The organism is Paracoccus subflavus (assembly GCF_004310345.1).
In the GTDB taxonomy this organism is placed as follows: Bacteria; Pseudomonadota; Alphaproteobacteria; order Rhodobacterales; family Rhodobacteraceae; genus Paracoccus; species Paracoccus subflavus.
Window position 1 is genome coordinate 26,549 of record NZ_SISK01000004.1, and the last position, 24,893, is coordinate 51,441.

A 24,893-nucleotide genomic window follows, 5' to 3' on the forward strand; every position below is an offset into this window, starting at 1 on the left:
GAACGTTTCCCCGCAGCCACGCAATTTTCTTTGCCTTTTGCAGGTGCAGCACCCATCATGCGGGAAACCGCGTTTCTTCCGAGGTTCGAGATGGCCGCACCGTCCAGGCCGCTGCTGATCAAGCGCTATGCCAGCCGCAGGCTTTATAACACTGAAACCAGCGATTACGTCACGCTGGAAGACATCGCGTCCTTCATCCGCGAGGGTCGTGAGGTCAAGATCGTCGATCTCAAGTCTGGCGACGACCTGACGCGGCAATATCTGCTGCAGATCATCGCCGAACACGAGGGCAGGGGCGAGAATGTCCTGCCCATCGACGTGCTCACGGACCTGGTCCGCAGCTATACCACCAGTGCGCACTCCGTTGTCCCGCAGTTTCTGGCCGCCAGCTTTCAGATGCTGCGCGACAGCCAGTCCAAGCTGATGGAGAACATGACGGCCATGCCGCCGCCGATCGCGCATATCCCCGGGCTGGATACCTTGCACCGCCAGCAGCAAGCCTTTCTCAAGGCGATGATGGGGGGCTGGACCGGCTCATCCGGCCCCGAACCAGAGGATCTGGAGGTTACCGGCCCGCGGGACGCCAAGTCTCATCGACCCCAGGCCGACGGCGAGGGCGCCGAGGATATGGCCGAGATCCGGCGCCAGCTTGCCGAACTTCAAAAACGGATCGCCAAGCTCTGACTTGCGCCGCGCTGAAACACCGGCTAGACCGCGCCCGACGGACAGTTGGCCGAGTGGTCGAAGGCGCACGCCTGGAAAGTGTGTAGGCGGGGAACCGTCTCGAGGGTTCGAATCCCTCACTGTCCGCCACTTGCACAGTGCAAACCCGAAAACAGGTCCCTCACGGGGCCTTTTTCTTTATGTGCCAAAGGGGTTTGCAAGGACCATCCGCCCTTCGGAGACTGGCCAACTGCGCGAGATCGGTCTCCAAACGCCCGCCGTCTCTTTCCACCCGCCCTGCGCTATCGGCGAGACGGATTCAAAACCTCCATACATTTCAATGAACTGACGGGGTCGCGTTGCGCCCGTGTTTCGCTGGTTCCGGCTTGTTTCGATGGAGACGGAGCGACGACACGGGCGGCGTAGTCACTGGTATGTCTTGGGAGTTTTGCGCGAAGTCTCTGATGACAAACGCAGTTTCCGCCCCTAGCCTGGCGCGATGTCAAATGGGACTTGGACCGATCAAGAGAACGACCTGATCGTCGCGGATTACTTCGCGATGCTGGCCGACGACGTCTCTGGTCGCCCCTACAACAAGGCCGAGCACCGGCGCGGGCTTCTGCCGCTGTTGAACGACCGGTCCGAGGGATCGGTCGAGTTCAAGCACCAGAACATCAGCGCCGTGCTGAAGGGGCTGGGTGAGGACTGGATCCCGGGCTACAAGCCTGCCTTCAATTTCCAGATGACGCTGGTGGATGCCGTGGCGCGTTGGCTGGCGCTGAACCCGGCTTGGCTCGGTCGCCATTCGCGTCAGGGAGCGCCGACAGGCCTCGCGGAGGCACGGCCGATCTGGATCGGGCCGCCGCCCACTTTGTCGAACCAGCCGGCGCCGCAGGAGCTTGAGCAGATGCTGCACATCGCCCGCAAATTCGATGTCGCGGCGCGAGACGAGCGAAACCGCGCCCTCGGCCGTGCCGGTGAGGAGCGCGTGCTAGCGCACGAACGGGCATCCCTGAAATCAGCGGGCCGTGACGATCTTGCGCGCAAGGTCCGGTGGGTGTCGGAGGAAGATGGTGATGGCGCCGGCTACGACATTGCCAGTTTCGCGCCGGATGGCCGCCCGCGCCTGATCGAGGTGAAGACGACGAATGGCTGGGAACGCACACCCTTCCACATCAGCCGCAACGAGCTGGACGTGGCCGAGGAGCGGCGTTCGGAATGGTCCCTGTTCCGGCTCTGGAACTTTGCGCGCGAGCCGAAGGCATTCAAACTGCACCCGCCGCTGGACGCGCATGTCTCGCTGACCGCGACGTCCTTTCAGGCGAGTTTTCATTGAAGGTCAGCGAAACGCCCGCTCAGCCTGCTCCTGCCATGTCTCCCCGGCCAGAAAGCACAGGTCGTAGAGGCTGACCGCCGACGCCTCGCGGCCGCAGGTCAGGCGTTTGAGGACCTCCGGCGCCAGATAGGCGAGACGCAGCTGGCGGCTGACGTGGCGTTCGGCCAGACCGAAGGCCTCGGCCAGTTCCTGGATCGTCGCGAACTCGCCTGCCTCCATGCGCCGCCGCCAGCCCCATGCCCGGCCGATGGCGCGCAGGATGTGCGGGTCCTGCGTCTGATCCTCGCTCGGGCTGTAATCGGCGGGCGGCATGATCTTGGGCCGACCGTTCTTCTTGCGCAGCTTCAGGGGGATCAGCACGCGGATCGTGTCATTGCCTCGGGTCATTCGGCGGCCTCCATGTCGCGCGGCGCGATCATCTCGCGGATGACGCCCGCGACGCCTTCGCGCCGAATGTCGACCTCGAGCCCGGCGGCGGTGACGGTGACGCGCCGGACCAGAAGCTGGATGATCCGCGCCTGTTCGAGCGGAAACAGCTGCGCCCAGAGCGTGTTGAAATCATGCAGCGCCGCGATGGCCTCGGCCTCGGAGACCTGATCGCGCTTCAGCGCCGCCAGCACCTGCGTAACCACCTCTGGCGTCTGCAGAATGCGCCGGACCTCGGTGACGATGGCGTCCTCGACCATGCCCGCAGGCAAGCGGGTCGGTGCTTGATCGCCGCCGCTGTCGTCCTCCGTCGTGCGGTTCTTGATCACGTCCATCGACACGTAATAGCGGTAGAGCTTGCCGCGTTTTTTGGTCGCGGTCGGGGTCATCGCCGCGCCCGTGTCCGTGAAGATCAGGCCCTTCAGCGGCGCGGGCGTCTGCATACGGCTGTTGCTGGACCGGGCGTGGCGGTTGCCCTGCAGGATGGCGTCGACCTGATCCCAAACCTTGTCGGTGACGATGGCCTCGTGTTCGCCGGGATAGGCCTTGCCCTTGTGGACGGCCTCGCCGCGATAGACGCGGTTCCGAAGCACCCGATAAAGGTAGCCCTTGTCGATCAGCGTGCCTTGCTTGCTGCAAAACCCTTCCCGCCGCAGCTCCTTCGCCAGCATCGTGGCCGAGAAGCGTTTGTTCTTCACGCAGCGTGACGACGTTCTTGCTGCCCGCGCGCAGGACAGCCAGTTCGATTTGACTGAGGCACATTTCTCGCATTTTCGTTTCCTTTCGAGCGACCACCGTGGTCGCACGACAACGAATGCGTAGAAAGAAAACCTGTTCAAGTCAGTGCGTTGCGGGGCTCTTCGCGTTGCGGGCTACGTCCCTCGGACATTGGGCGCAGCAGCGAATTGCCCGGTGGACCGGCGTCAAATTGCGAAATGTTCCCTAGAAGTCCGTAGGACACGTTAGCCTGCCGGAGCTTCCTCAGGGGTCACAGGAGACGGTCCGGTTGGAAGCGCACTTCCTCCGCCACCATCCCTGTTGCGAACACGGACAGGCGCGGCCGGTGGTGCGCAGAAGGTGAGGATCCTGCCCGCGGTTCATGGTGATCTCGACGTGCTTCGGCGGCAAAATCCGGGAGCGGCCGCCGCCGCGGCGCAGTTCGAGCGGAATGTAGACGCGCAGGGTCTTGGGCATCAGGCGACCTCCTCCTTCGGCCGGGCCATTAGTGCGGCGATGGCGCCGAGGCCGTCGTGGCGCAGGTCGATGGCAAGGCCCGCTTCGCTCACCGTAATCTGCGCGACCAGCAGCTGGACGATGCGAGCCTGCTCCGCCGGGATCAAGCCCTGTCGACCAACGCATGAACTCGCTCCTGCTGACTGGCCCCCCGGGGAGCGGAAAAATCATATGGCTGGAGCAGGCAGCTCCGGTTGCCGCCGTCCGGAAACCATTGAACACCCAAAGCGCGAGAAGCACAGATCCATCTTTTTCAATAGACCAACCTATCGTCTTGTAGGGTATCGGTTCTGCGGGAGGGCGCACCGATGGAATATGAGGAAGAAAGATATTTTGGCCTGCATTTTTTGCCTCGCCATGGCGAGAAGATGCAGCACCTCCCGCGGGCATTAACCCTCGTTAAAGCGCTTGAGGGATTGCAGCGCACCATTCATCTCGTTGCAATAATGAAAGAGGGGCGATAAATCCGGAAGCGCGCACGCGTTACTAGAGATATCGAGGACCGATTTCCACTCCACTGCAAGGGAGCAGCGGAGGGGAAGTTCTACCAACCGACGTTCATTGCCGAAAAAGATCACAGCCTTTTCAGACTAGGGCCTGTGGGGATTCACCTTGAGTTGATGGCGCCTGCGGCAGATAGATCAATGCCTCGAAGCTTTGGTCGGTTTTGCAGCCGCGCATGGCGATACGCTTGAACTCCTTCAGCTTGCAAGAGAAGGTCTCGATAAGGGGGCGCCACTGGGAGATGCTGAGGTCGATCTTCAGCTTTTGCGCGCGTCCAGAGTGCTGGGAGATAACGACTTGGCGCCACGACCGTCGAGTTCAGCCACAAGCGCATTGCTGTCAAAGGCTTTGTCGGCGACCAGGCCATCAAAGGCGATGCCCTCGATCAGCTGAGGCACATCAACGCTGTCGCAGCAGTTCCCCGGCATGAGCCGAAAGCGCACCAGATTGCCCAATGCGTCCGTCAGCGCGAGGATCTGGGTTGTCATGCCGCATTTTGAGCGTCCGATGGTCTGGCCTTGAGTCCCCTTTTTGCGCCCTGTCCGTGACGGTGGCCCTTGACGATGGTGGCATCAACCATGGCGTATTCCATGTCCGGTTTATCCGTTAGCACATTGAATATATGCTTGAAGACGTCAGCTTTTCGCCAGTCGCTGAACCGCCGAAAGGCCGTGCTCCAATTGCCGAACAGTTCAGGCAGATCCCGCCATGGGCTGCCTGTCCGTGCAATCCACAGCACCGCCTCCATAGACAGCCGATTGTCTCGGCCACTGCGCCCGGGGTCGGCACGCTTGCCCAAGCAGCACGGTTCCATCTTTGCCCACCGGGCGTCCGTCAGCACATTGCGATCAAACCGGAGCGTGAATCACATCCACGCTGCCTTGTGAATCCCCACAGGCCCTAGTGCTCGTTTGTGCGGAAGCTAGTGTGCAGCCACATTTCCGTCCTAGAACCCGTCTTAGGTGGCCGACAGGGCGCAACCCTTTGATTTCTTGGCTCCGGCGGTAGGGATCGAACCTACGACCAATTGATTAACAGTCAACTGCTCTACCGCTGAGCTACGCCGGAACACGGGGGCCGTATAGCAATGGCCGTCATGGGCGTCCAGAGGGGTTTGCGACTTTTTCACGAACGGAAAAATTCTGCGCGGGGATGCAGTTCACCCCGTGGGACCACGGCGCCCAGGTCGGCCAGGGCCAGCAGGTGCGCCAGAACGTTCCGGGTTGCGGCCGGCAGCAGAGGCGGGGCGATGTCGTAGATGCGGCGCGCCAGGGTTTCGGCATTGGCCGGACCCTGTGACAGGGCCGCAAGGATTTGCACGGTGCGTTCGCGCCGATGGGCGGCCAGGTCCGCCAGGCGCGCGGCCGGATCGTCGATGGGGGCGCCATGGGCGGGCAGAAGCTGGCGGGCCCGGGCCTCGGCCAGGCGGTCCAGCGTGCGCAGATAGTCTGACAGATCCCCGTCCGGGGGCGAGATGATCGTCGAGGACCAGCCCATCACCACATCCCCGCACAGGATGCGGTCGCCCCACCCGAACGCCAGATGGCCGCCGGAATGGCCCGGGGTGTGCAGGACCGACAGCACCCAGTCCGCACCCTCGACCCTGTCGCCGTCGCGCAGGGTCACATCGGGGGCAAACCCGTGATCCAGCCCCTCGCCGCCGCCGGTGATGCCCTCTGCGGCCAAGCGGCGCATCAGGGGGGACCGCCCCGCCGTGGCGTCGCCAAAGGCCAGCACCGGCGCCCCGGTCATCTGCGCCAGCCTCCGGGCTCCTGCGCTGTGGTCCAGATGGGCGTGGGTCACAAGGATATGGCTGATCCGCCCATCGCCGGCGCGAACGATGGCATCCAGATGGGGGGGATCGTCGGGGCCCGGGTCAATCACGGCCACGGCCTCGTGGCCCAGCAGAAACGTGTTGGTGCCCGGCCCCGTCAGGGGCGAGGCGTTGGGCGCACGGATGCAACGCAGGTCTTTCGTCAGGCTGTCCATGCCGCTAGCCTTAGCACGGTGAACAGGGGTTTCCATGGCAAACCATTCCGAGGGCGACTGGCTCAAGGGCATCTTTCCACGCGGGATATATGGCCGCGCGGCGCTGATCCTGTTCCTGCCGGTGGTCGTGGTGACGCTGGTCGTGGGCGTCATGTTCCTGCAACGCCATTTCGAGGACGTGACCCGGCAGATGACGTCCAGCATGGCGCGCGAACTGGCCTTTGTGGCCGCGCGGATCGACGGGGCTGGCGGCCAGCCCGATGCGGGACGCGCCATTGCCGCACCGCTGGGGATCACCATCGTGGCCCCCCCTCCGCCGGGGCAGGGGGACCGGCGGGTGTTCTACGACCTCTCGGGACGGGTGGTGATCGAGACATTGCGCGCCCAAGTACCCGGCATCGCGGCGATCGACCTGGCCGGGGACGACAGGCGGGTGATCGTCACCATGGCCAGGGATGTCAGCTATGCGCTGGAATTCGACCGCCGCCGGGTCAGCGCCTCGAACCCGCATCAGTTGCTGGTGCTGATGGTCGTGACCTCGGCCCTGATGACGGGGATCGCCACGGTGTTCCTGCGCAACCAGTTGCGCCCCATCCGGCGGCTGGCCGAGGCCGCCGAGGATTACGGCAAGGGACGGATCGTGGCCTATCGCCCGTCGGGCGCGACCGAGGTGCGCAGCGCGGGCACCGCATTCCTGGACATGCGAAACCGTCTGGAACGGCAGAACGAGCAGCGCAAGATGATGCTGTCGGGGATCAGCCACGATCTGCGCACCCCGCTGACGCGGCTGCGGCTGGGCCTGTCGATGATGTCGCCCGACATGCCCCCGGATGCCGAGGATCTGCGCGCGATGGAGTCAGACATCGCCGAAATGGACCGCATGGTGGCTGCCTTTCTGGACTATGCCCGCGACGAGGCGCGCGAAAGCCCGCCCGAGCCCACGCCGGTGTCGGATTTCGTGGAGGCGGTGGTCGCCGATGCCCAGCGGGCGGGACATCCGGTGACGCTGCACGATCTGGTTGCCGAAACCGGGGAACGCGCCACCTTTCGCCGCGACATGCTGCGCCGTGCGCTGGAAAACCTTATCGGCAATGCCGCGCGCTATGGCACGCGGGCCGAACTGGACGCCGTTCTTGGTCCGCGCAGCCTGCGCATCGGGATCGAGGATGATGGCCCCGGCATCCCAGCGGAAAGCCTGGACGCCGCCATGCGACCCTTTACCCGGCTGGACGCCTCGCGCAACCGCAACGGCGGGCAGGGGGCCGGTCTGGGTCTGGCCATCGCCGCCGACGTGGCCCGTGCCCATGGTGGGCAGTTGCGGCTGGGCCGCGGACGCCGCCTGGGCGGGCTGCGCGCGGAAATCGTCATTCCCCGCTGAACGGGCGGCAAGTGCGGGGCATTTTTCGGGTCAACTTGAATGCCATCCCCGGCAGCCCTAGATTGTGCGCAAGCAGGGGCTGTGTGCCGCCACGACGGGGTCCATGGTCTCGGGCAGAAAGGAACGCATAATGAACGAATTTGCTGCTGCGACCTATCCGGTGCTGCCGTTGCGCGACATCGTGGTGTTTCCCCACATGATCGTTCCGCTGTTCGTAGGACGCGAGAAATCGGTCCGCGCGCTGGAGGCCGTGATGGAATCGGATACGCCGATCCTGCTGGCTGCGCAAAAGGATGCTTCGGTCGATGAGCCGACCGAGGACGGGATCTATCGTGCCGGCGTGCTGGCCAATGTGCTGCAACTGCTGAAACTGCCCGACGGCACCGTCAAGGTGCTGGTCGAGGGGCGCGAACGCGTGCAGATCACCGGCTTTGTCCCCAATGACGATCATTTCGAGGCGACCGCGATCCTGCTGGCCGAAACGCCAGGTGATCCCGCAACGGTGACGGCCCTGGTCCGCACCGTGGCCGAGGAGTTCGAGCGGTATGTCAAGGTCCGCAAGAACATCCCCGAAGAAGTGGTGACCGCCGTGGCCGAGGCGCAGGAGCCTGCCAAGCTGGCCGACCTGGTGGCAGGCCACATGGGCATCGCCTTGGATCGCAAGCAGGATCTGCTGGATACGCTGGATGTCGCGGAGCGCCTGGAAAAGGTCTATGCCGCCATGCAGGGGGAAATGTCGGTCCTGCAGGTCGAGAAGAAGATCAAGTCCCGCGTCAAGACCCAGATGGAGAAGACGCAGCGCGAATATTATCTGAATGAGCAGATGAAGGCCATTCAGAAGGAACTGGGCGACGGCGAGGACGGCCAGAACGAGATCGCCGAGCTTGAGGAGCGCATCAAGAACACCAAGTTCAGCAAGGAGGCCCGCGACAAGGCGGAATCCGAGCTCAAGAAGCTGAAGTCGATGTCGCCGATGTCGGCCGAGGCCACCGTCTCGCGCAACTATCTGGACTGGCTGCTGGCGCTGCCGTGGGGCGTGAAGTCGCGCACCCGCAAGGATCTGGTCGCGGCGGAAAAGATCCTCGATGCCGATCACTATGGCCTGGAAAAGGTCAAGGAACGGATCGTCGAATACCTGGCCGTGCAGACCCGCAGCCAGAAGCTGAAGGGGCCGATCCTGTGCCTGGTCGGACCGCCGGGCGTCGGCAAGACCTCGCTTGGCCGGTCGGTCGCCAAGGCCACCGGACGCGAGTTCATCCGCATCAGCCTGGGCGGCGTGCGTGACGAATCGGAAATCCGCGGCCATCGGCGGACCTATATCGGCTCGATGCCGGGCAAGATCATCCAAGCCCTGAAAAAGGCCAAGACCACGAACCCTCTGATCCTGCTGGATGAGATCGACAAGATGGGTCAGGATTTCCGGGGCGACCCGGCAAGCGCGATGCTCGAGGTGCTGGACCCCGAACAGAACGCGACCTTTGTGGACCACTATCTCGAGGTGGAATACGACCTGTCGAACGTGATGTTCGTGACCACGGCCAACAGCTACAACATGCCGGGGCCGCTGTTGGACCGGATGGAGATTATCCCCCTGTCGGGCTATACCGAGGACGAAAAGCGCGAGATCGCGCGCCAGCACCTGCTGCCCAAGCAGATCGCGGCGAACGGCCTGCGCAAGGCCGAGTTCGAGGTGACCGACGAGGCGCTGACCCATGTGATCCGCTATTATACGCGGGAAGCCGGGGTGCGGTCGCTGGAGCGCGAGATCGCCAAGCTGGCCCGCAAGGCCGTGACCGAGATCCTGAAGGGTCAGGTCAAGTCCGTGACCGTGGATGTGGCAAAGGCCGAGGAGTACCTGGGCGTGCGCCGCCACCGCTATGGCTTGGCCGAGAAAGAGGATCAGGTCGGCGTGGTCACGGGCCTGGCCTGGACCTCGGTCGGGGGCGATTTGCTGCAGATCGAGGCGCTGCGCCTGCCGGGTAAGGGGCGGATGAAGACGACCGGGAAACTGGGCGACGTGATGAAGGAATCGATTGACGCGGCCTCGAGCTTCGTGCGCTCGATTTCGCCGGAAATCGGGGTAAAGCCGCCGGAATTCGACCGCCGCGACATCCACGTCCACGTCCCCGAGGGGGCAACTCCCAAGGACGGTCCGTCGGCGGGCATCGCCATGGTCACCTCGGTCGTGTCGGTGATGACCGGCATCCCGGTCCGCAAGGATGTCGCCATGACCGGCGAGGTCACGCTGCGCGGCAACGTGCTGGCCATCGGCGGCCTGAAGGAAAAGCTGCTGGCAGCACTGCGCGGGGGCATCAAGACGGTGATGATCCCGGCCGACAACGAAAAGGATCTTGCCGAGATCCCGGACAACGTGAAGACCGGCCTGACCATCATTCCGGTCAGCAATGTCCGCGAGGTTCTGAAACATGCCCTGGTGCGGATGCCCGAACCCGTCGAATGGGACGAGGCTGCCGAGGAGGCCGCTCAGGCCGCCCGGACGGCATCGCGCGACACCCTGCCGGGGGGCAGTGCGGTAGCCCATTGAGCATCGCAAGGGCCGGCAGCTGCGTCGGCCATTTCAGCGGCCGAACGGATCGGAAAAGGGGCGCGATTGCCATTCGCGCCCCTTTCCTTATGCTTGACGGCATGAACCGTTCGCTTGGCCCCGTCCTTTTTGCTTTCGGCATTTCTGCCGCCTCGCCCGTCATGGCGGAACCCTTGATGGGGGTCTGGCAGACCAATCCGGGCCGGGATGGGGGCTTTGGCCATGTGCGGATCGGTCTCTGCGAAGATTCTCTTTGCGGCACTGTTGTGGAAACCTTTGGCGCCGATGGGCGGCCGATCCGGGCCGACGATCTGGGCGCTGTCATCCTTGAAGGCATCGCGGCGACCGGAAACGGCGGCTATGGCAGGGGGCGCATCATCAACCCCGAAACCGGGCGCAGCTACACGGCACGCCTGCGCCTGCAGGGCGACCGCCTGACGGTCGGGGGCTGTATCCTGATGATCTGCCGCGACGCCGGAACGTGGTGGCGGGTGGACTAGGCTCGCGGTCGCGTCATTCCGCCGCGCAGCGCGAGGCCGAGCGCAGCAGATCCGCCAGCGTGCGGCGCAGCACGTCCGGGCGAAACGGCTTTTGGATCAGCGGCGTATCGGCGAAATCGGCCGGCAGATGTTCGCGGCCATAGCCCGAAACAAAGCAGAACGGAATGCCTTCCTTGCGCAGCACGACCGCCACGGGATCGACCGGCTCTCCCTTGAGGTTGCCGTCCAGCAGCGCAAGATTGAACCGTTCGGTGACGACCGCGGCCAGGGCGGCCTCGACCGAACGGGCCATCGTCACGTTTTTCGCCCCGGCATCCTGCAACTCGGCCTGGATATCCAGGGCGACCAGCGGCTCGTCCTCGACCACAAGGATATTCTGTCCTGCCAGTCCCGTCTGAACGGCGGCGGGGGCGGGGATGACCATGACCTCGGACGATGCCGGGACGGCCGTGATCGCGGTCACGCCATCGGCCAGCCGGATGGTCCACTCGACACCCTCGGGACGCCAGTCCACCGAAACGGACCCGTCCTCGCCCCCGGCCACGGCGGCGATCAGGTCCGATCCGAAGCCATGTCCCTGGGGCGGCGCGACCGGGGGGCCGCCGGTTTCGCGCCAGACCAGCGTGATGCCTGTGCCCGCCAGTGTCCAAGACAGATGAACCGCCCCCCCCGGAACGCTGAGAGCGCCATACTTGCCGGCGTTGGTTCCCAGTTCATGAAGCGCAAGGGCCATCCGCAGCATCGTTTCGGGGGCAAGCTCCACGGCCGGACCGTCGCGGTGCAGCCGTTCGCCGTCCAGCGTTCCTGCGCGGATCTGATCGTCGATCAACTGGTCCAGCGGGGCGCTGGACCAGGTCGAATCCGACAGGATCGAATGCGCGCGGGACAGGGCCTGAAGCCGGCCCGAGAAACCCTTTCGGAAATCGTCCAGACTTTGTGCCCGGCGCAGGCCCTGACGCGCGATCGCCTGCACATTTGCCAAGGTGTTCTTGATCCGGTGATTGAGTTCGCGGATCAACAGCGACCGCACCTCCTCGGCCTGCTTGCGTTCGCCGATGTCGAGGATTTGCAGCGACAGGGTCCGCCGCCCCCCGTTGCCCAGGATCGAGCCATACACCTCGCAGGGGATCGGCCCGCGCGCGGTATGGCTGAGGGGCATCTCGCCGGAATGGCGGGCGGTGCTGTTGTCTACGGCCAGCCAGCCCCGCATCGTGTCGGCCTGCGCCGCATCCAGCCAGCCGTTTTCCGTGGCGGGGCGCCCCAAAAGGCTGTTCGCCGGCCATCCGAACATCCGCTCGGCGCCCTGTGACCAGTCGGCGACCGTCAAATCGTCATTCAGCGTCACAAAGGCCAGGGGAGAGTTGTCGGTATGGGCGCGCAGAAGATCGGCGGCACGGTCGCGGTCCAGCGCGATCCGGCGCATCTCGTCGCGCTGCCGTTGCAGATCCTTGGCCTGGCGACCGATCCGAAAAAACACCTCGGCCTTGGACTTGAGGATCAGGGGGTCGATGGGCTTGACGATATAGTCCACCGCCCCGGCCTCGTATCCGCGAAAGCGGCGCGTCTCGTCCCGGTCGGCGGCGGTGACGAAAATGATCGGAATGGGGCGGGTGCGTTCGGTGGATCGCATCAGCTCGGCCAGTTCGTAGCCGTCGGTACCGGGCATCTGCACGTCCAGAAAGGCAAGGGCATAATCATGCACCAGCATCAGTTCCAGCGCCTCGGCCGCCGAATGGGCATGATCGACGATCAGGCCGTCCCGCTGCAGCAAAGCGTCAAGCGCCGTGATGTTTTCGGCAACATCGTCAACGACCAGAAAGCGAATGGAACTGTCAGGCATGAATACTCTCGTCGGCAGCGATGCGGCGCCAGATCCGCGCGGGTTCATCAAAGGCCGCGAAACATCGCGCATGAGGCGAAAAGCGCAACGTTTCGTGCGAGCCAAGTCCCAGGAACCCGTCCCGGGCAAGGGATTCGGCGAACAGCCCCAGGGCGCGATCCTGCAAGGGCGTGTCGAAATAGATCAGGACATTGCGGCAGGACACCAGATGCACCTCGGAGAACACCTGGTCGGTGGCCAGGTTGTGTTCGGTAAAGACAGTTCTTTCGCGCAGACTTCGATCAAAGGCGACGCGTCCATAGGCCGCGGTGTAATGGTCGGCAAGGCTGCCCGTGCCTCCGGCCTGCTGATAATTGCGGGAAAAGGACGGCAGGCGGTCGATGGGATAGACCCCGGCCTCGGCATGGGCGAGGGCCCGGCCGTTGATTTCGGTCGCATAGAAAAGGGTGCGGTCGAACAGCCCTTCCTCGCGGAACAGGATCGCAAGGGAATACAGTTCCTCGCCCTCGGCACATCCCGCCACCCAGACCTTGAGCGAGGGGAAGGTCCGCAGATACGGGATCACGTTGCAGCGCAGGGCCAGGTAATAGTCGGGATCGCGGAACAGTTCGCTGACCTGCACGGTCATGGCGTCGATCACATCGGGCAGGATCGAGCCGTCGCGCAAGAGCCGCCCCTGAAGGTCCGACAGCGTCTTGCAGCCCAGCCGTTCGCGCGCAAGATCCGCCCGCCGCACCAGCGAGGCGCGGCTGTATGACCGAAAGTCGTAATGCCAGCGACGGTGCAGCGCCTCGAGAAACAGATCCAGTTCGATGCCTTCGGCCGGTCCCGCCGCGATCGGGGCCGGCGTCATCGCGGCATCCAGACGCGGGTCAGCGACAACAGCTTGTCCACATCCAGCGGCTTGGACAGATAGTCGTTGGCGCCCGCCTCGATGCAGCGGCTCTGATCCTCGGGCATGGCCTTGGCCGTCAGCATGATGATGGGCAGCGTCTTCCAGCGGTCGATCTTGCGGATCTCGCGCGTGGCGGTCAGGCCATCCATTTCCGGCATCATCACGTCCATCAGAACCAGATCGACGCGTGGCGCGGCGCCGTCATTGATCCGGGCCAGCGCATCGATCGCCTCGCGACCGTTCCGCGCGATCTGGACGGTGGCGCCATGGGGTTCGAACACGCCGGTAAGGGCATAGATGTTGCGGATGTCGTCCTCGACCACCAGAATGCGGCGGCCTTCCAACTGGTCGTCGCGGTTCAGCGACGCCGCCAGCATCTGCCGCTGTCGTTCGGGCAGTTCGGATACGACCTGATGCAGGAACAGCGTCACCTCATTCACCAGGCGCTCGGGCGATTTGGCGCCCTTGATGATGATGGACTTTGAATAACGGCGCAGCCGCGCCTCCTCGGCATCGTCCAGCGCGCGGGCGGTATAGACGATCACCGGCGGAAAGGCCGATGCGCTGTCGGCGTCAAGCTGTTCCAGAACGTCAAGGCCCGATGCATCCGGCAGCGTCATGTCCAGAACGATGCAGTCCACGGTCGTGTTGCGGCAGACGGCAAGCGCCTCGGCGGCGGTGCCGACGCCGATGGTTTCGACCTCGTCGTTGCCCAAAAGAGCGCGCAGACCCTCCATCTGTGCCGGATCGTCCTCGACGATCAGCACCCGGCGCGACCGACCCTCGAGCCGATGTTCCAGATTGCGGATCGCCGTCTTGAGCTGGTCGCGGGCCACGGGCTTGAGAAGATAGCCCACGGCACCCTGGGACAGGGCCGCTTGCGTGTAGTCCTGGGCCGAGATGACGTGAACGGGGATGTGGCGCGTCGTGGTATCGCGTTTCAGCCGGTCCAGGGCCGACAGTCCGGAGTGATCGGGCAGGTGGATGTCCAGGACGATGGCCTGGGGGCGGAACCGCCGGGCCGCAGGCACGGCATGGTCGGCCCGGTCCACGCAGACGCAGCGAAAGCCCAGTTCGCGGGCCAGATCGCACAGAATGCCGGCAAAGGCGGGATCATCCTCGATCACCAGCATGACCCGGTCGCCGGGCTGGATGGTGTCGCGGTCGTCGGTCAGACCGGACAGCACCGCAAGATCGACCTCCTCCGACGCAGGGCCGGACAGGGCCGCGGCGGGCTTTGGCGCGGGCAGGGGGGACGGGCCATCGGCGGGGCGGTCCGTTGTCTTGGGCAGGATCAGCGTGAAGGTGCTGCCGCGTCCCTGGGCACTGTCCAGGACGATCCGTCCGCCCAGCCGGTCCGCCAGTTGGCGCGAGATCGACAGGCCCAACCCCGTGCCGCCAAAACGCCGCGAAATGGTGCCGTCGGCTTGGCGGAAGGCCTCGAAAACCGTATCCTGCTGGTCCGGATCGATGCCTATTCCGGTGTCGATTACCGAAAAGGCGATATTGTCGCCATCCGGGGCGACGCGCAGGGTCACCTGGCCGCGTTCCGTGAACTTGATCGCGTTCGACAGGAAATTGCGCAAGACCTGTTCCAGCCGCGTGGCGTCGGTCCAGACCGGGGGGGTCGTGGGCGCGATGTCGGCCGAAAACCCCAGTCCCTTGCTGCGGGCTTGTTCTTCGAAGGCACGCATCAGCTTTCGGACGACGGCGGCGGGATCCACCTCGTCCGGCGTCATGTCCATGCGCCCGGCCTCGATCTTGGACAGGTCCAGAATGTCGTTGATCAGAACCAGCAAGTCCTTGCCCGAGCTTTCGATCGTTTCCGCCCAACGGACCTGTTCGCCGGTCAGCGTTCCGCCGCGGTTTTCCGCCAAAAGCCGTGCCATGATCAAAAGGGCATTCAGCGGTGTGCGCAGTTCGTGGGACATGTTGGCCACGAATTCGGACTTGTAGCGGCTTTCGCGCGCCAGTTCCGCCGTGCGCGTTTCAAGGTCCCGGCGGGACCGGGCCAGGGCGTCGCGCTGGTTTTCCAGTTCCTGGGTCTGGCTTTCAAGCTGGGTGTTCTGCTGTTCCAGTTCGGCCTGCTGGTCCTCGAGCCGTCGCTGGTTGTCCAGCAGGGCGCTGCTTTGCTCGGAAAGCTCCTCGTTGGCGGCGGCCAATTCCTCGGTCTGGCTTCGCAGTTCCTCGGCCTGGTGGCGGGTTTCCTGAAGCAGGTCGTGAAGGCGATGACGGTACAGGGCCGATTGCAAGGCCAAGGCGATGCGTTCGCCGGCGCGGTCCAGCAGATCCGCAACCCCCTTGGCGGGCGGCCCGCCAAAGCCGAACTCCATCACCCCTTCGGAATGGCCTCCCTGACGAAGCGGCACGATCAGGGCATGGGCGGCACGCCCGCCCGCCAGTCCCGACCGCCAGCCAAGCGACTGTTCCGCCGTCAGGGTCAGGGTCGCCGGCCGATTTTCGTTCAGGCAGCGCAGCAAATGGCCGTCGGTGACGGTTTCGCGGTCGGACAATGCCGTCCGATCGACCCCCCAGTCTGCCAGCCTCTGCAACCTGCCCGACTGCGCCGAATACAGAACCGCGGCCCGCGCGCCGGTCCGTCCGGCAAGCACCGACAGAACCTTGTCGCCCAACTGCTGGGCGGTCAGATCGCCCTGAACGGCGTCCGAAACGGCGAATTCCCCGGACTTCAGCCAAGATTCGCGCTTTGCAGCCTCGCGATTGCGGATCAGAATCCGCAGGGCCAGACCAAGCCCCAGATACAGAATGCTGGCCGTCAAACGATTTCTGGCTTCGATCTGCGGGGCGATCCCCCCATCGTTCAGGGCAAAGGCCAGCCCCATAAAAAGGCAGGATGCTGCTGCGATAGCCAGAGGCAGGACGGCCAGCCGCATGGCGGCACCCAGGGAAATCGGCAGGATATACAACAGCCAGACCGCATTTCCCAACGGGGCTGTCAGGTCAAGGGCCAGCACGCCGACCATGGCGGCGGCGATCACGGCGAGGATCGCCATGTCCTGGGTCTTTGTCACAATCTCTCCTGCAGGGGCGCCCGTTATATGGAGGCCTCATAACAATCCGTGTCGTATGCGTCAGGTTCCCCGATCGCTTGCATTTTCCGGATCAGGACAGGGGATGCCCAGGCGCAAAGACACAGGCCCGTGCAATCTTTGTTTGTTCCGGGCCTCGCAATCCGTTTCGTCTGGAACGCATTGCGGCGGGGGCCGTTGTTGCAGGCAGACCACAGGGGGTCAGGATGCCTGACGAAATGCAGATCGGACCCATTCCGGTTGTCGAGGAAACGGCCTTGGTGACAACGCGCAAGGTCGTCACCGGCCGCGTCCGGATCGAAACCCGGACCGAGGAGATCACCCAGTCCCTTGCGACCGACCTTCTCAGTTCCGAGGTCGAGGTGATCCGGGTGCCGGTCGGCCGGACGGTCGAGGCGGTTCCCGATGTATCCGAGAACGGCGACCTGACCATCATTCCCGTGGTCGAAGAACGCCTTGTGGTGACGCGCGAACTGTATCTCCGCGAGGAGATTCACATTCGCCGCGTCGAACGCAGGGAAACCATCGACGTGCCTGTCACGACACGTCGCCAAACCGCCCGGATCGAGCGGCTGTCCCCCGACGGGGACTTACTCGAGCCGGACCAATCACCTAGCAAGGATGATGATGATGACCTATGACAACGACGCCGGCGCCTCTGGCAACCGCTCTGTTTCCGCGATGTTCGACAGTCAGGCCGACGCGCAGCGCGCCGTGGACCGGCTGGTCGAGGCGGGCATTCCCACCGGGCGCATCCGTCAGGTCGCAGGCGAGGCCGGTTCGACCGCGACGCGGGTCGATGACCAGGACAAGGGTTTCTGGGACGGCCTCGCCGATTTCTTCTTTCCCGACGAGGACCGCTATACCTATGCCGAGGGTCTGTCACGCGGCGGATGCCTGGTCACGGTGACGGGCCTGAGCGGGTCCGAATACGAAACCGCCCTCGATATTCTGGATGACGAGGGCAGCATCGATCTGAACGAACGCGAGGCAAACTGGCGGTCCGAGGGCTGGGGCGGCTACGAGGCCAGCAGCTATGCGACGGGCACAGGCACCCCCCGTGGCGCCGTGGCCGGCGGCTATGACGACATGGCGACCATGCGTCGCGATGCCCTCCGCGATAACGACGTGACTGGCAATGACGAAAGCATTCCCGTCGTCGAGGAAAGCCTGCGCGTGGGCAAGCGCGAAACCGGCCATGGCCGCGTCCGGGTGCGGGCCTATACCGTCGAGGAGCCGGTCAGCGAAACCGTCGACCTGCGCGAACAGCATGTCGAGATCGAGCGTCGCCCGGTCGATCGCGCCGTCTCGGCGGCCGATGCCTTCCAGGACCGCACCATCGAGGCCGAGGAATACCGCGAGGAAGCGGTGGTCCAGAAGGAAGCCCGGGTGGTCGAGGAGATCGGCCTGCGCAAGACCACGGACACCCGTCGGGAAACCGTGACGGACACCGTCCGCCACACCGAGGTCGAAATCGAGAAGGACGGGGATATGGACCGCGACGGCGTGGAGGGCGGCGTGCGCCGCGACATGGATCGCGACCGGATCTGATCGTTCCAAGATATATGGAAAGGCCCCGCATTTGCGGGGCCTTTTTTTATGGCGATTGTATATTTGACAAACCCAACTCAAGCCGCTATTGTGAAGGCATAGAGTTGAGGAAGTTGCCATGTCCGTCCTGTCCAAACCTTACATGCACGACGAAGCCGCCGCGTTCGCGCACGTCGAAAGCATTATTTGGCCTGATGGTCCGGTCTGCCCGCACTGCGGAAACGGTGGCAAGGTCTATGGGCTGATTGGCGTTCGATCCAAGCCGTCCAAGAAGAACCCGGAAGGTGTCGAGCGCCACGGCCTCAAGAAGTGCGCAGAATGCCGCAAGCAGTTCACCGTGCGTATCGGAACGATCTTTGAGGAAAGCCACATTCCGCTGCACAAGTGGCTGCAAGCCATTCACCTGATGGTGTCCAGCAAGAAGGGCATCAGCAGTCACCAGCTTCACCGCGTTCTGGAAATCACGCACAAGAGCGCTTGGTTCATGTCTCACCGCATCCGCGAAGCTATGCGCAGCGATGGAGCGGTAAACTTCGGCAATGGCGGCGGTGTTGTTGAAGTGGATGAAACCTTCATCGGCACCAAGCACAAGAAGGCGGAAGGCGCACGCGGCTATGCCCACAAGAACGCCATGCTTTCTCTCGTGGATCGCACCACGGGCCGCGCCAAGAGCATTGTGGTGGACGATGTGACCAAGGCAACGCTGCTACCGATCCTGCGCGAGAACATTGCCAAGGAAGCCACGGTCTACACCGACGAGGCGAAGCAATACACCGGCATTGACGCGCACTTTGCTGACCACGACTTCACCACGCATAGCAAAGGCGAGTATGGTCGTGGCACCGTCCACACAAACACGATTGAAGGCTATTTCAGCATCTTCAAGCGCGGCATGAAGGGTGTTTACCAGCACTGCGGCAAGAAGCACCTGCACCGCTACGCCGCAAAGTTTGAGTTCCGCTACAACAATCGTGCAGGCAATGGCGTCAATGACCTAGAGCGGGCGCAGATCGTTCTTAACGGGATTTTAGGGAAGAGAGTGCTTTACCGGGACTCGTTGGGCGCGTAGAATCTGCGCCGGAGGCGCAGAAATTGGCAAAACCGATAAAAATCACTGTCAAGGGGAAGACGATGTTCGGCGATGATGCGCCGACTGTCGAGGACCTGCTTTCTCAAATTCAGGATTTTGTTGCCATTCTGCGAGGCGTTGAAGAAGCGGTTGCCGATGGCCAGGGGGGTGAAATTGAGTGGCGAGTAACCGATGTTACGAAGAACTCTCCGCTCACCTTTGAAGTGACCCCATTTCCTAAGCGCCATGCGATGAATGTGGACAATAGAGCACAAGAGGTTGTCGCTGCTACTGCCATTGGCATCAACACGCTTACACGGGGCAGAGGCCGACCCTTGTATTTTTCTGATGCGCTGATAGGAAAGGTTGAAAAGGTTGTTGATCGTGTCGAGAACGGTTTAGCCGAGACAATTATTGACGTATCTGCTTATGATGGCGCTCCGCCGATCAGCGTTACTAGATCTTCTGCGCCGAGTGCGCTCACTCATTTGAGTCAGTTTAGAAGTCCTGAACCAATATCTTATCGGGAATTAGGTTCTATCGAAGGGTTCATCACAAAGGTTGAACTTGATGGGTATCATAGGCCCATAGTGTGGCTTCGGCATCGGCTAGACGGTCAAGCAGTGAAGTGCGTTTCCAAGGAGCGAGGCCTTGATCGCATTGGGCACTTTGAGGTTGCAGAAGTTCTGAAAGGTCTCCGCGTGCAAGTGTTCGGGTTGATAAGCTATAAAGACTTGGAGAAGATTGCGTCTGTTGAAGTTGATGATGTGCATGTATTTGCGGAAGATAGTGAACTCCCTGACATCAGCGACATCATCGATCCACAACTTACTGGCGGTATAGAGGCGGTTAAGTTTTTGAGGCAGCTTCGCGAAGATGGCTAATCCGCAGCGGATATATTGGGATGCGTGCGCATGGATCGCATACATAGCCAAGGAAACTACTATTCCTCTGAAGGGCGGAGGACAGGAGAATCGCTTTGTTATGTGCGAGGCAGTGCTTAAAGGCGCTAGAGAAGGCAAATATGAAATCGTTACGTCTTGCTTCACACTTGCCGAGGTCTGCAAAAATGGTGAGGTAAAAAGCAGTCCTGTTGATAATTTGCCTGCTTTCTTTGAACACTCTTATATACTTACTGTTCCTGTCGATTTAGCCTTGGGACGGCATGCGCAGAACATACAAGCCAGTGGGCTGGTTGCGCTAAAGCCACCAGATGCTGTCCATTTGGCATCAGCACTTCGTGCGCGAGTCGATCAGATTCACACTTTCGATGCAAACATCCTTAAACTGGATGGGACCATTCCCGGAAGGGACGGCAAGCCGTTAAAAATTGTGAAGCCGGGGGCTGACACGTCTCCAATGCCGCTTTTTGGAAAGGGCAACGATGAAGAGTGAAAGCAAGTCTCAACTGGAAAAGTTCAAGGAAGCCGCTCGCCAGCTTGAAACGGACGACGATGACGAACGGTTTGAAGAGCGGCTCAAGCATATCGTGAAGCAGAAGCCGGACGACAAGAAACCGTCCGACTGATCCAGCCTGTCAGGGAGAGCGATAGGCACTGTGCAAGGTATGGGTTTGTAAAATATACAATCACCTTTTTTATGGATTAGGACAGATCCTCGATGATGTAGTCCTCCCAGTCCTCCTCATCCACGCTGACCTCGCTGACGGTCCAGCCGCGCACGCTTGCCCCGGCCCGATGCACCGACTCCGGATCGCCCGAGATCAGATGGTGCCATTCATACAGCGGTCGGCCCTCGTGGCGCAGACGATAGGCGCAAGTGACGGGCAGCCACCAGGCGATCTCGGCCAGCTTCCTGGGCGTCAGGACCACGCAGTCAGGGACGTAATCGTGGCGGTTCGGATAGCTGCTGCAACGGCATTGTTCGCCGTCCAGCAGCTTGCAGGCCACGCGGGTAAAGGCCAGTTCGTTCGTATCCTCGTATTCGATCTTGTTCAGGCAGCATTTCCCGCAGCCGTCGCACAGGGCCTCCCATTCGTCGGGGGCCAGGTCTGACAAGCGCAGTTCCCAGAACCGGTCGCGCATCACGCGCCCGCCAGAACCGCACGTGCCTGTTCCGCGTCGGCGGCGATCTGGTCGATCAGCACCTGCACACTGTCGAAACGGGCCTCGTCACGAAGAAACTCGACCAGGCCGACGGACAGGTGCTGGCCATACAGATCGCCGTCGAAATCGAACAGGTGAACCTCCAGGTTGGGGGCATTGCGGCCGAACATCGGGCGCACGCCCAGGCTGGCGACACCCTGGCAGGACAGCCTGTCGGGGCCGGTCAGCACATCCACGACCACGGCATAGACCCCCAGGCGCGGCAGGTGCAGGTCGTCCATGCGCATGTTGGCGGTGGGCCAGCCGAACTGGCGGCCGCGTTTGTCGCCGTGAACGACCTCGCCCTCGATGCGGTGCAGGTGGCCCAGCATCCGCTCGGCCTCGCGGGGCCGTCCCTCGGTCAGCGCCCGGCGGATCGCGGTCGAACTGAAGCTGTGCCCCTCGGCCCCCAGCAGGGGCACCGTTGTCACGCCAAAGCCAAGCTGCTGGCCCAGATCGTGCAAGGTCGCGACATGTCCGGCCCGATGCTTGCCAAAGACGAAATCCGCCCCGACCGTGACATGGCAGACGGCAAGCCCCGCCACCAGAACCTCGCGCGCGAACGCTTCGGGCGACAGGCCCGCCAGCACCGGACCAAAGGGCAGTTCGAACAGATGCTGGACGCCCAGACGTGCCAGGCGGTTGGCCCGGGATTCGGCATTCATCAGGCGGAAAGGCGGGGCGTCGGGGGCAAAGAACTGCCGGGGATGGGGTTCAAAGGTGACGACCCCAAGGGGGGCGCCAAGGGGGGCGCTGGCCGCCTGACGCGCGGCCTCGATCACCGCGCGGTGGCCCAGGTGAACGCCGTCGAAATTGCCCATGGCGACAGAAGCGCCGCGGGCGCCTGCCGGAAGTCCTGTCCAGTCGCGGTGGATCTGCAAAGGGCGCCCCCCACTGGGGTGCCTGGGCGCCCCGTCAGTCGAACTTGCGGCCTGGCGCCGGAACGACCGCCTTGCCTTTCAGAAACGACCGTATCACCCACGAGACTGCGGGTTGCAAGCGTGACCCGCCGTTTCGGATGGCCGATGGCGGTGTCTTTGGCTCCATGCACCGCATGGCCAGGATCGGGCAGGACCATCGGCCTGACCCCATCCGAACCATCAGGCCCACCCATAGACAGCGCCGGCACGACCGGAAAACCGATGCGTCTGCGGTCTTTGGAACGGACAGCACAGGGGGGTGAATTCGTTTGACAGCCCGGAACGACAGGCGCACGCTTGATGGGTGGGTCCGGAGGCATGGAGGACACCATGAGGAATGTTGCAGCCCTAGCCTATGTTTTTACTGGTTTTCTTGCTTTTTCGGCCGGCCCTGGACTGGGGGCGACCGTTACCTTTACCCCTCCCAACGTCAACGAGCATCAGGAAGACGACGTGCTCGACGACGATCTTGACGTGACCGCCGATATGGGGCCGGGAAATTCCGAGGATCTGGCCGGGGGCGATACCGGCACCTGGGATTATGTCTACAAGCGCCCCTACAAGGTGCTGAGCGATGACAAGGCCGATCTGGAACTGGTGCTGAGTCTGCTGCCCGGACTGGGGGCAGGCGGCACGATCGAAAGCCTGACGTTTTACCTGACCAGTTCGGATGGGGAAATAAAGGGGACGCGGATCACCGCCGGTCCGACCAACTTCATCGGAACGACCGCCACGATTTCCTTTTTCGGTGACGATGTCCTGGGCAATCTGCAAGGAAAGACGATCACCGATTTTCACCTGGAGTTCAAGCTGGGCTCGGGTTTCATGCGCTGGCATGACGCATCGGTGCTGATCGAGGCCGACGATATCGAGCCTGTCCCACTGCCGCCGGCCTTGCTGTCGCTGATGGTGCCCATTCTGGTCCTAGGGGGATTGGCACGGCGAAAGGCGCGCCACCACGGCGGTTGACGGCCTTTTCTTGACGAAAGGCGATGCGGCCGGCGTCAGCACGTCGCATCGCCGTTTCTCGGCGGGACGGGATGCCGGGCGCTTAGCGCAGCCGCCCGATGCTGTAATGCGGCGCCAGACCGTGGTTGTCCAGCCAGCCCAGCAGCAGATCGCTGTCCGGGTTTTCCACATCCGCGCCCATGGACTCGGCCGCAAGGCCGCCGGTCACGAACAGCACGTCGATGCCCTGATCCAGCGCGCCCTTGACATCGGTGAAGATGCCGTCGCCCACGGCCAGGATGCGCGCGTCAGGCCCCAGATCCAGCAGGCGCCGCGCACGGTCGTAGATGGGCGGATGAGGCTTGCCGAAATAAAGCGAGGTGCCGCCCAGGCCCTCGTAATATTCCGCAAGGGCACCGGCGCAGTAGATCCGCGTCTCGCCCATGTCCACGATCACGTCGGGGTTGGCGCAGAGCATGGGCAAGCCACGGTTGCGCGCCTGAATCAGCCGGTCGCGGTAATCGCCCGGCGTTTCTGTCAACTCGTCAAAGGGACCGGTGGCCACGATCCCCTCGGCCTCGGACAAGGGCACCCGCGTGATGGGGGGGGCGTCTGTGAATTCGGCGGGAATGTCGTCGAAAAAGCCGTCGTCCTTGGCGGTGCCGATATGCCAGACCTTGCGTCCGACGCGGCCTGCAAACATCGCCTCTTGTGCGGCGTCGCCCGAACTGACCACGATGTCCCAGGCGTCGCGGGGCACGCCCATGCGGTCAAGCTGTCGCGTGACATACCGGTTCGGACGCGGGGCATTCGTCATCAGCACGACCTTGCCGCCCTGCGCGCGAAATGCCTGCAAGGCCGTGACGGCGGCAGGATAGGGGTGCTCGCCATTGTGCAAACACCCCCACAGGTCACAGAACAGCACGTCGTAATCGCCGCCGATCTGCGCCAGCGAGAGGATGATCCGGCTCATCAGACGGCAAGAACCGGGATGATCTGCTTCTTGCGGCTCATCACGCCGGGCAGGACCACGCTGTCGCCGGTCACGGTCACGCCAAAGCTGCGTTCCGCGATCTGGCGCACATGGTCGTTGGGAACCAGCAGGGTCGCTTCTTTGCGCAGGATGTCCACGACAAAGCACAGAACCTCGTCCGCGCCGTCCTCGGCCGCGACGCGGGGCATGGCCTCCATCAGCCCGGCCTTGCGCGCCAGGATCAACTGGGGCGAGGTCGTCTCCAGCACCGTGATCCGCAGCATCTTGCCGTTCAGGTCGTATTCCTTGCTGTCCAGGCGCAGCAGCCCCTCGTCCGAAAAGGCGCTGACGTCGGACTTGGCCGCGAACATCTCGGTCGCGTAGTCGGTGATGTTGATGCCCAGATCGGATGCCAGCCTTTCGGCCACCGCGCGGTCATGGGCGGTGGTGGTCGGGCTGCGGAATTCCAGCGTGTCCGACAGGATGCAGGTCAGCATCGCGCCCTTGATGCCCTGGGGCGCGCGGGCCATGTCCTCGGCGATCAGGTCGTGCATGATGGTCGCCGTGCAGGCCAGCGGGCGCACGGTGATGTTGATTGGCACCAGGGTCTTGATGCCGCCGGCCAGCAGGTGGTGGTCGATGATCTCGATCACCTCGGCCTGATCCAGGCTCGGGGGCAGTTCGGCGGGGTTGTTGGTGTCCACGATCACGCATTGATCGCCCGGCGCCACGTCCGCGATGATCTGCGGCTTGTCCAGGTTCCAGCGTTTCAGCATCCACAGCGCCTCGTTGTTCGGCTCTCCCTGCAGGACGGCCTGGGCGGGGGTCTTGCGCACCTCGGTCAGATACCAGGCCCATATGATGGGCGATCCGGTGGAATCCGTGTCGGGGGCGGTGTGGCCAAAAACCTTGATCATGATGCACCTGTGAAGCGTCTGGATTTGCGCGCCTTATAGGCCGGGGCGGTG

Annotated in this window: 25 protein-coding genes, 2 tRNA genes and 1 pseudogene; 14 read left to right on the forward strand and 14 right to left on the reverse strand. The window is 63.2% G+C overall.

What is annotated here, in order from left to right; genetic code table 11:
* The first annotated feature begins 90 nt into the window (after positions 1–90).
* From phaR to EYE42_RS06665, 3 genes are all read left to right on the forward strand, one after another.
* Positions 91–684 carry a polyhydroxyalkanoate synthesis repressor PhaR gene (gene phaR / locus EYE42_RS06655; protein ID WP_130990545.1) on the forward strand — a complete coding sequence of 198 codons (594 nt, stop codon included), beginning with the start codon at positions 91–93 and terminating at the stop codon, positions 682–684.
* A 39-nt stretch (positions 685–723) separates the two neighbouring features.
* A tRNA-Ser gene (locus tag EYE42_RS06660) sits at positions 724–813 on the forward strand.
* Positions 814–1,162: 349 nt separating this feature from the next.
* Complete coding sequence (locus EYE42_RS06665) at positions 1,163–1,999, forward strand: protein NO VEIN domain-containing protein (protein ID WP_130990546.1); 837 nt, start codon at positions 1,163–1,165, stop codon at positions 1,997–1,999.
* A 3-nt stretch (positions 2,000–2,002) separates the two neighbouring features.
* Here EYE42_RS06665 and EYE42_RS06670 read toward each other — a convergent pair whose 3' ends face one another.
* The 4 genes from EYE42_RS06670 to EYE42_RS06685 all read right to left on the reverse strand — a co-directional run bounded on the left by EYE42_RS06670 (position 2,003) and on the right by EYE42_RS06685 (position 3,765).
* Positions 2,003–2,386: a hypothetical protein gene (locus EYE42_RS06670; RefSeq protein ID WP_130990547.1), complete on the reverse strand. Its 384-nt coding sequence runs from the start codon at positions 2,384–2,386 to the stop codon at positions 2,003–2,005.
* Positions 2,383–3,123 (reverse strand): recombinase family protein, encoded by a 741-nt coding sequence (locus EYE42_RS06675; RefSeq protein WP_246020614.1) that lies wholly within the window; start codon positions 3,121–3,123, stop codon positions 2,383–2,385. The genes EYE42_RS06670 and EYE42_RS06675 overlap by 4 nt, the downstream gene beginning before the upstream one ends.
* 283 nt (positions 3,124–3,406) lie before the next feature.
* The gene (locus EYE42_RS06680) at positions 3,407–3,619 is read right to left on the reverse strand and encodes a hypothetical protein (protein WP_130990548.1); all 213 of its coding nucleotides are present in this window, start codon (positions 3,617–3,619) and stop codon (positions 3,407–3,409) included.
* Positions 3,619–3,765 (reverse strand): hypothetical protein, encoded by a 147-nt coding sequence (locus tag EYE42_RS06685; RefSeq protein ID WP_246020616.1) that lies wholly within the window; start codon positions 3,763–3,765, stop codon positions 3,619–3,621. Before EYE42_RS06685 ends, EYE42_RS06680 begins: the two co-directional genes overlap by 1 nt.
* A 201-nt stretch (positions 3,766–3,966) precedes the next feature.
* Here EYE42_RS06685 and EYE42_RS15970 point away from each other — a divergent pair, with 201 nt between their 5' ends.
* Positions 3,967–4,122 (forward strand): hypothetical protein, encoded by a 156-nt coding sequence (locus EYE42_RS15970; RefSeq protein WP_165455729.1) that lies wholly within the window; start codon positions 3,967–3,969, stop codon positions 4,120–4,122.
* Between the two features lie 121 nt (positions 4,123–4,243).
* On the opposite strand, the pseudogene EYE42_RS06690 reads toward EYE42_RS15970, so the two are convergent.
* The 3 genes and pseudogenes from EYE42_RS06690 to EYE42_RS06700 form a co-directional block, all read right to left on the reverse strand.
* Positions 4,244–4,976 (reverse strand): annotated as a pseudogene (locus EYE42_RS06690) (IS5 family transposase).
* Positions 4,977–5,155: 179 nt separating this feature from the next.
* Positions 5,156–5,230, reverse strand: a tRNA-Asn gene (locus tag EYE42_RS06695).
* Positions 5,231–5,287: 57 nt separating this feature from the next.
* Positions 5,288–6,151, reverse strand: coding sequence for an MBL fold metallo-hydrolase (locus EYE42_RS06700; protein ID WP_130990549.1), 864 nt, complete (start codon positions 6,149–6,151; stop codon positions 5,288–5,290).
* A 34-nt stretch (positions 6,152–6,185) separates the two neighbouring features.
* On the opposite strand from EYE42_RS06700, the gene EYE42_RS06705 reads away from it, so the two are divergent.
* The 3 genes from EYE42_RS06705 (at position 6,186) to EYE42_RS06715 (ending at position 10,574) form a co-directional block, all read left to right on the forward strand.
* Entirely contained in the window at positions 6,186–7,529 is a 1,344-nt protein-coding gene (locus EYE42_RS06705; RefSeq protein WP_130990550.1) for an ATP-binding protein, read from the forward strand.
* 130 nt (positions 7,530–7,659) lie between these two features.
* On the forward strand, positions 7,660–10,074 hold the full coding sequence (gene lon, locus EYE42_RS06710) for an endopeptidase La (protein WP_130990551.1): 2,415 nt from the start codon (positions 7,660–7,662) through the stop codon (positions 10,072–10,074).
* A gap of 101 nt (positions 10,075–10,175) precedes the next feature.
* The gene (locus EYE42_RS06715; RefSeq protein WP_165455730.1) at positions 10,176–10,574 is read left to right on the forward strand and encodes a DUF2147 domain-containing protein; all 399 of its coding nucleotides are present in this window, start codon (positions 10,176–10,178) and stop codon (positions 10,572–10,574) included.
* Positions 10,575–10,587: 13 nt separating this feature from the next.
* Here the strand turns inward: EYE42_RS06715 and EYE42_RS06720 are convergent, their stop codons facing one another.
* From EYE42_RS06720 to EYE42_RS06730, 3 genes are read right to left on the reverse strand one after another with little or no spacing between them, the layout of a single operon-like run.
* Complete coding sequence (locus tag EYE42_RS06720; RefSeq protein WP_130990553.1) at positions 10,588–12,414, reverse strand: response regulator; 1,827 nt, start codon at positions 12,412–12,414, stop codon at positions 10,588–10,590.
* Complete coding sequence (locus EYE42_RS06725; RefSeq protein ID WP_130990554.1) at positions 12,407–13,267, reverse strand: CheR family methyltransferase; 861 nt, start codon at positions 13,265–13,267, stop codon at positions 12,407–12,409. The genes EYE42_RS06720 and EYE42_RS06725 overlap by 8 nt, the downstream gene beginning before the upstream one ends.
* Entirely contained in the window at positions 13,264–16,341 is a 3,078-nt protein-coding gene (locus tag EYE42_RS06730) for a response regulator (protein ID WP_246020618.1), read from the reverse strand. Before EYE42_RS06730 ends, EYE42_RS06725 begins: the two co-directional genes overlap by 4 nt.
* Before the next feature lie 224 nt (positions 16,342–16,565).
* Here EYE42_RS06730 and EYE42_RS06735 point away from each other — a divergent pair, with 224 nt between their 5' ends.
* The 6 genes from EYE42_RS06735 (at position 16,566) to EYE42_RS15975 (ending at position 20,507) form a co-directional block, all read left to right on the forward strand.
* Entirely contained in the window at positions 16,566–17,000 is a 435-nt protein-coding gene (locus EYE42_RS06735; RefSeq protein ID WP_211657907.1) for a YsnF/AvaK domain-containing protein, read from the forward strand.
* Positions 16,990–17,910, forward strand: coding sequence for a YsnF/AvaK domain-containing protein (locus tag EYE42_RS06740; protein ID WP_130990555.1), 921 nt, complete (start codon positions 16,990–16,992; stop codon positions 17,908–17,910). Before EYE42_RS06735 ends, EYE42_RS06740 begins: the two co-directional genes overlap by 11 nt.
* Before the next feature lie 118 nt (positions 17,911–18,028).
* Positions 18,029–18,979: an IS1595 family transposase gene (locus EYE42_RS06745; protein WP_130990556.1), complete on the forward strand. Its 951-nt coding sequence runs from the start codon at positions 18,029–18,031 to the stop codon at positions 18,977–18,979.
* Between the two features lie 62 nt (positions 18,980–19,041).
* Entirely contained in the window at positions 19,042–19,863 is an 822-nt protein-coding gene (locus tag EYE42_RS06750) for a hypothetical protein (RefSeq protein WP_130990557.1), read from the forward strand.
* Positions 19,856–20,374, forward strand: coding sequence for a type II toxin-antitoxin system VapC family toxin (locus tag EYE42_RS06755; RefSeq protein ID WP_130990558.1), 519 nt, complete (start codon positions 19,856–19,858; stop codon positions 20,372–20,374). The genes EYE42_RS06750 and EYE42_RS06755 overlap by 8 nt, the downstream gene beginning before the upstream one ends.
* Entirely contained in the window at positions 20,364–20,507 is a 144-nt protein-coding gene (locus EYE42_RS15975) for a hypothetical protein (protein ID WP_165455731.1), read from the forward strand. The genes EYE42_RS06755 and EYE42_RS15975 overlap by 11 nt, the downstream gene beginning before the upstream one ends.
* A gap of 76 nt (positions 20,508–20,583) precedes the next feature.
* Here the strand turns inward: EYE42_RS15975 and EYE42_RS06760 are convergent, their stop codons facing one another.
* A complete protein-coding gene (locus tag EYE42_RS06760; protein ID WP_130990559.1) occupies positions 20,584–21,024 on the reverse strand; it encodes a YcgN family cysteine cluster protein in 441 nt (146 codons plus the stop codon).
* On the reverse strand, positions 21,024–21,965 hold the full coding sequence (locus EYE42_RS06765; protein ID WP_130990560.1) for a bifunctional riboflavin kinase/FAD synthetase: 942 nt from the start codon (positions 21,963–21,965) through the stop codon (positions 21,024–21,026). The genes EYE42_RS06760 and EYE42_RS06765 overlap by 1 nt, the downstream gene beginning before the upstream one ends.
* Positions 21,966–22,334: 369 nt before the next feature.
* Here EYE42_RS06765 and EYE42_RS06770 point away from each other — a divergent pair, with 369 nt between their 5' ends.
* A complete protein-coding gene (locus EYE42_RS06770) occupies positions 22,335–22,973 on the forward strand; it encodes a hypothetical protein (protein ID WP_130990561.1) in 639 nt (212 codons plus the stop codon).
* 82 nt (positions 22,974–23,055) lie between these two features.
* On the opposite strand, the gene EYE42_RS06775 is transcribed toward EYE42_RS06770, so the two are convergent.
* Positions 23,056–23,925 (reverse strand): TIGR01459 family HAD-type hydrolase, encoded by an 870-nt coding sequence (locus EYE42_RS06775; RefSeq protein ID WP_130990562.1) that lies wholly within the window; start codon positions 23,923–23,925, stop codon positions 23,056–23,058.
* Complete coding sequence (locus tag EYE42_RS06780; RefSeq protein WP_130990563.1) at positions 23,925–24,842, reverse strand: manganese-dependent inorganic pyrophosphatase; 918 nt, start codon at positions 24,840–24,842, stop codon at positions 23,925–23,927. The genes EYE42_RS06775 and EYE42_RS06780 overlap by 1 nt, the downstream gene beginning before the upstream one ends.
* Positions 24,843–24,893 lie beyond the last annotated feature (51 nt).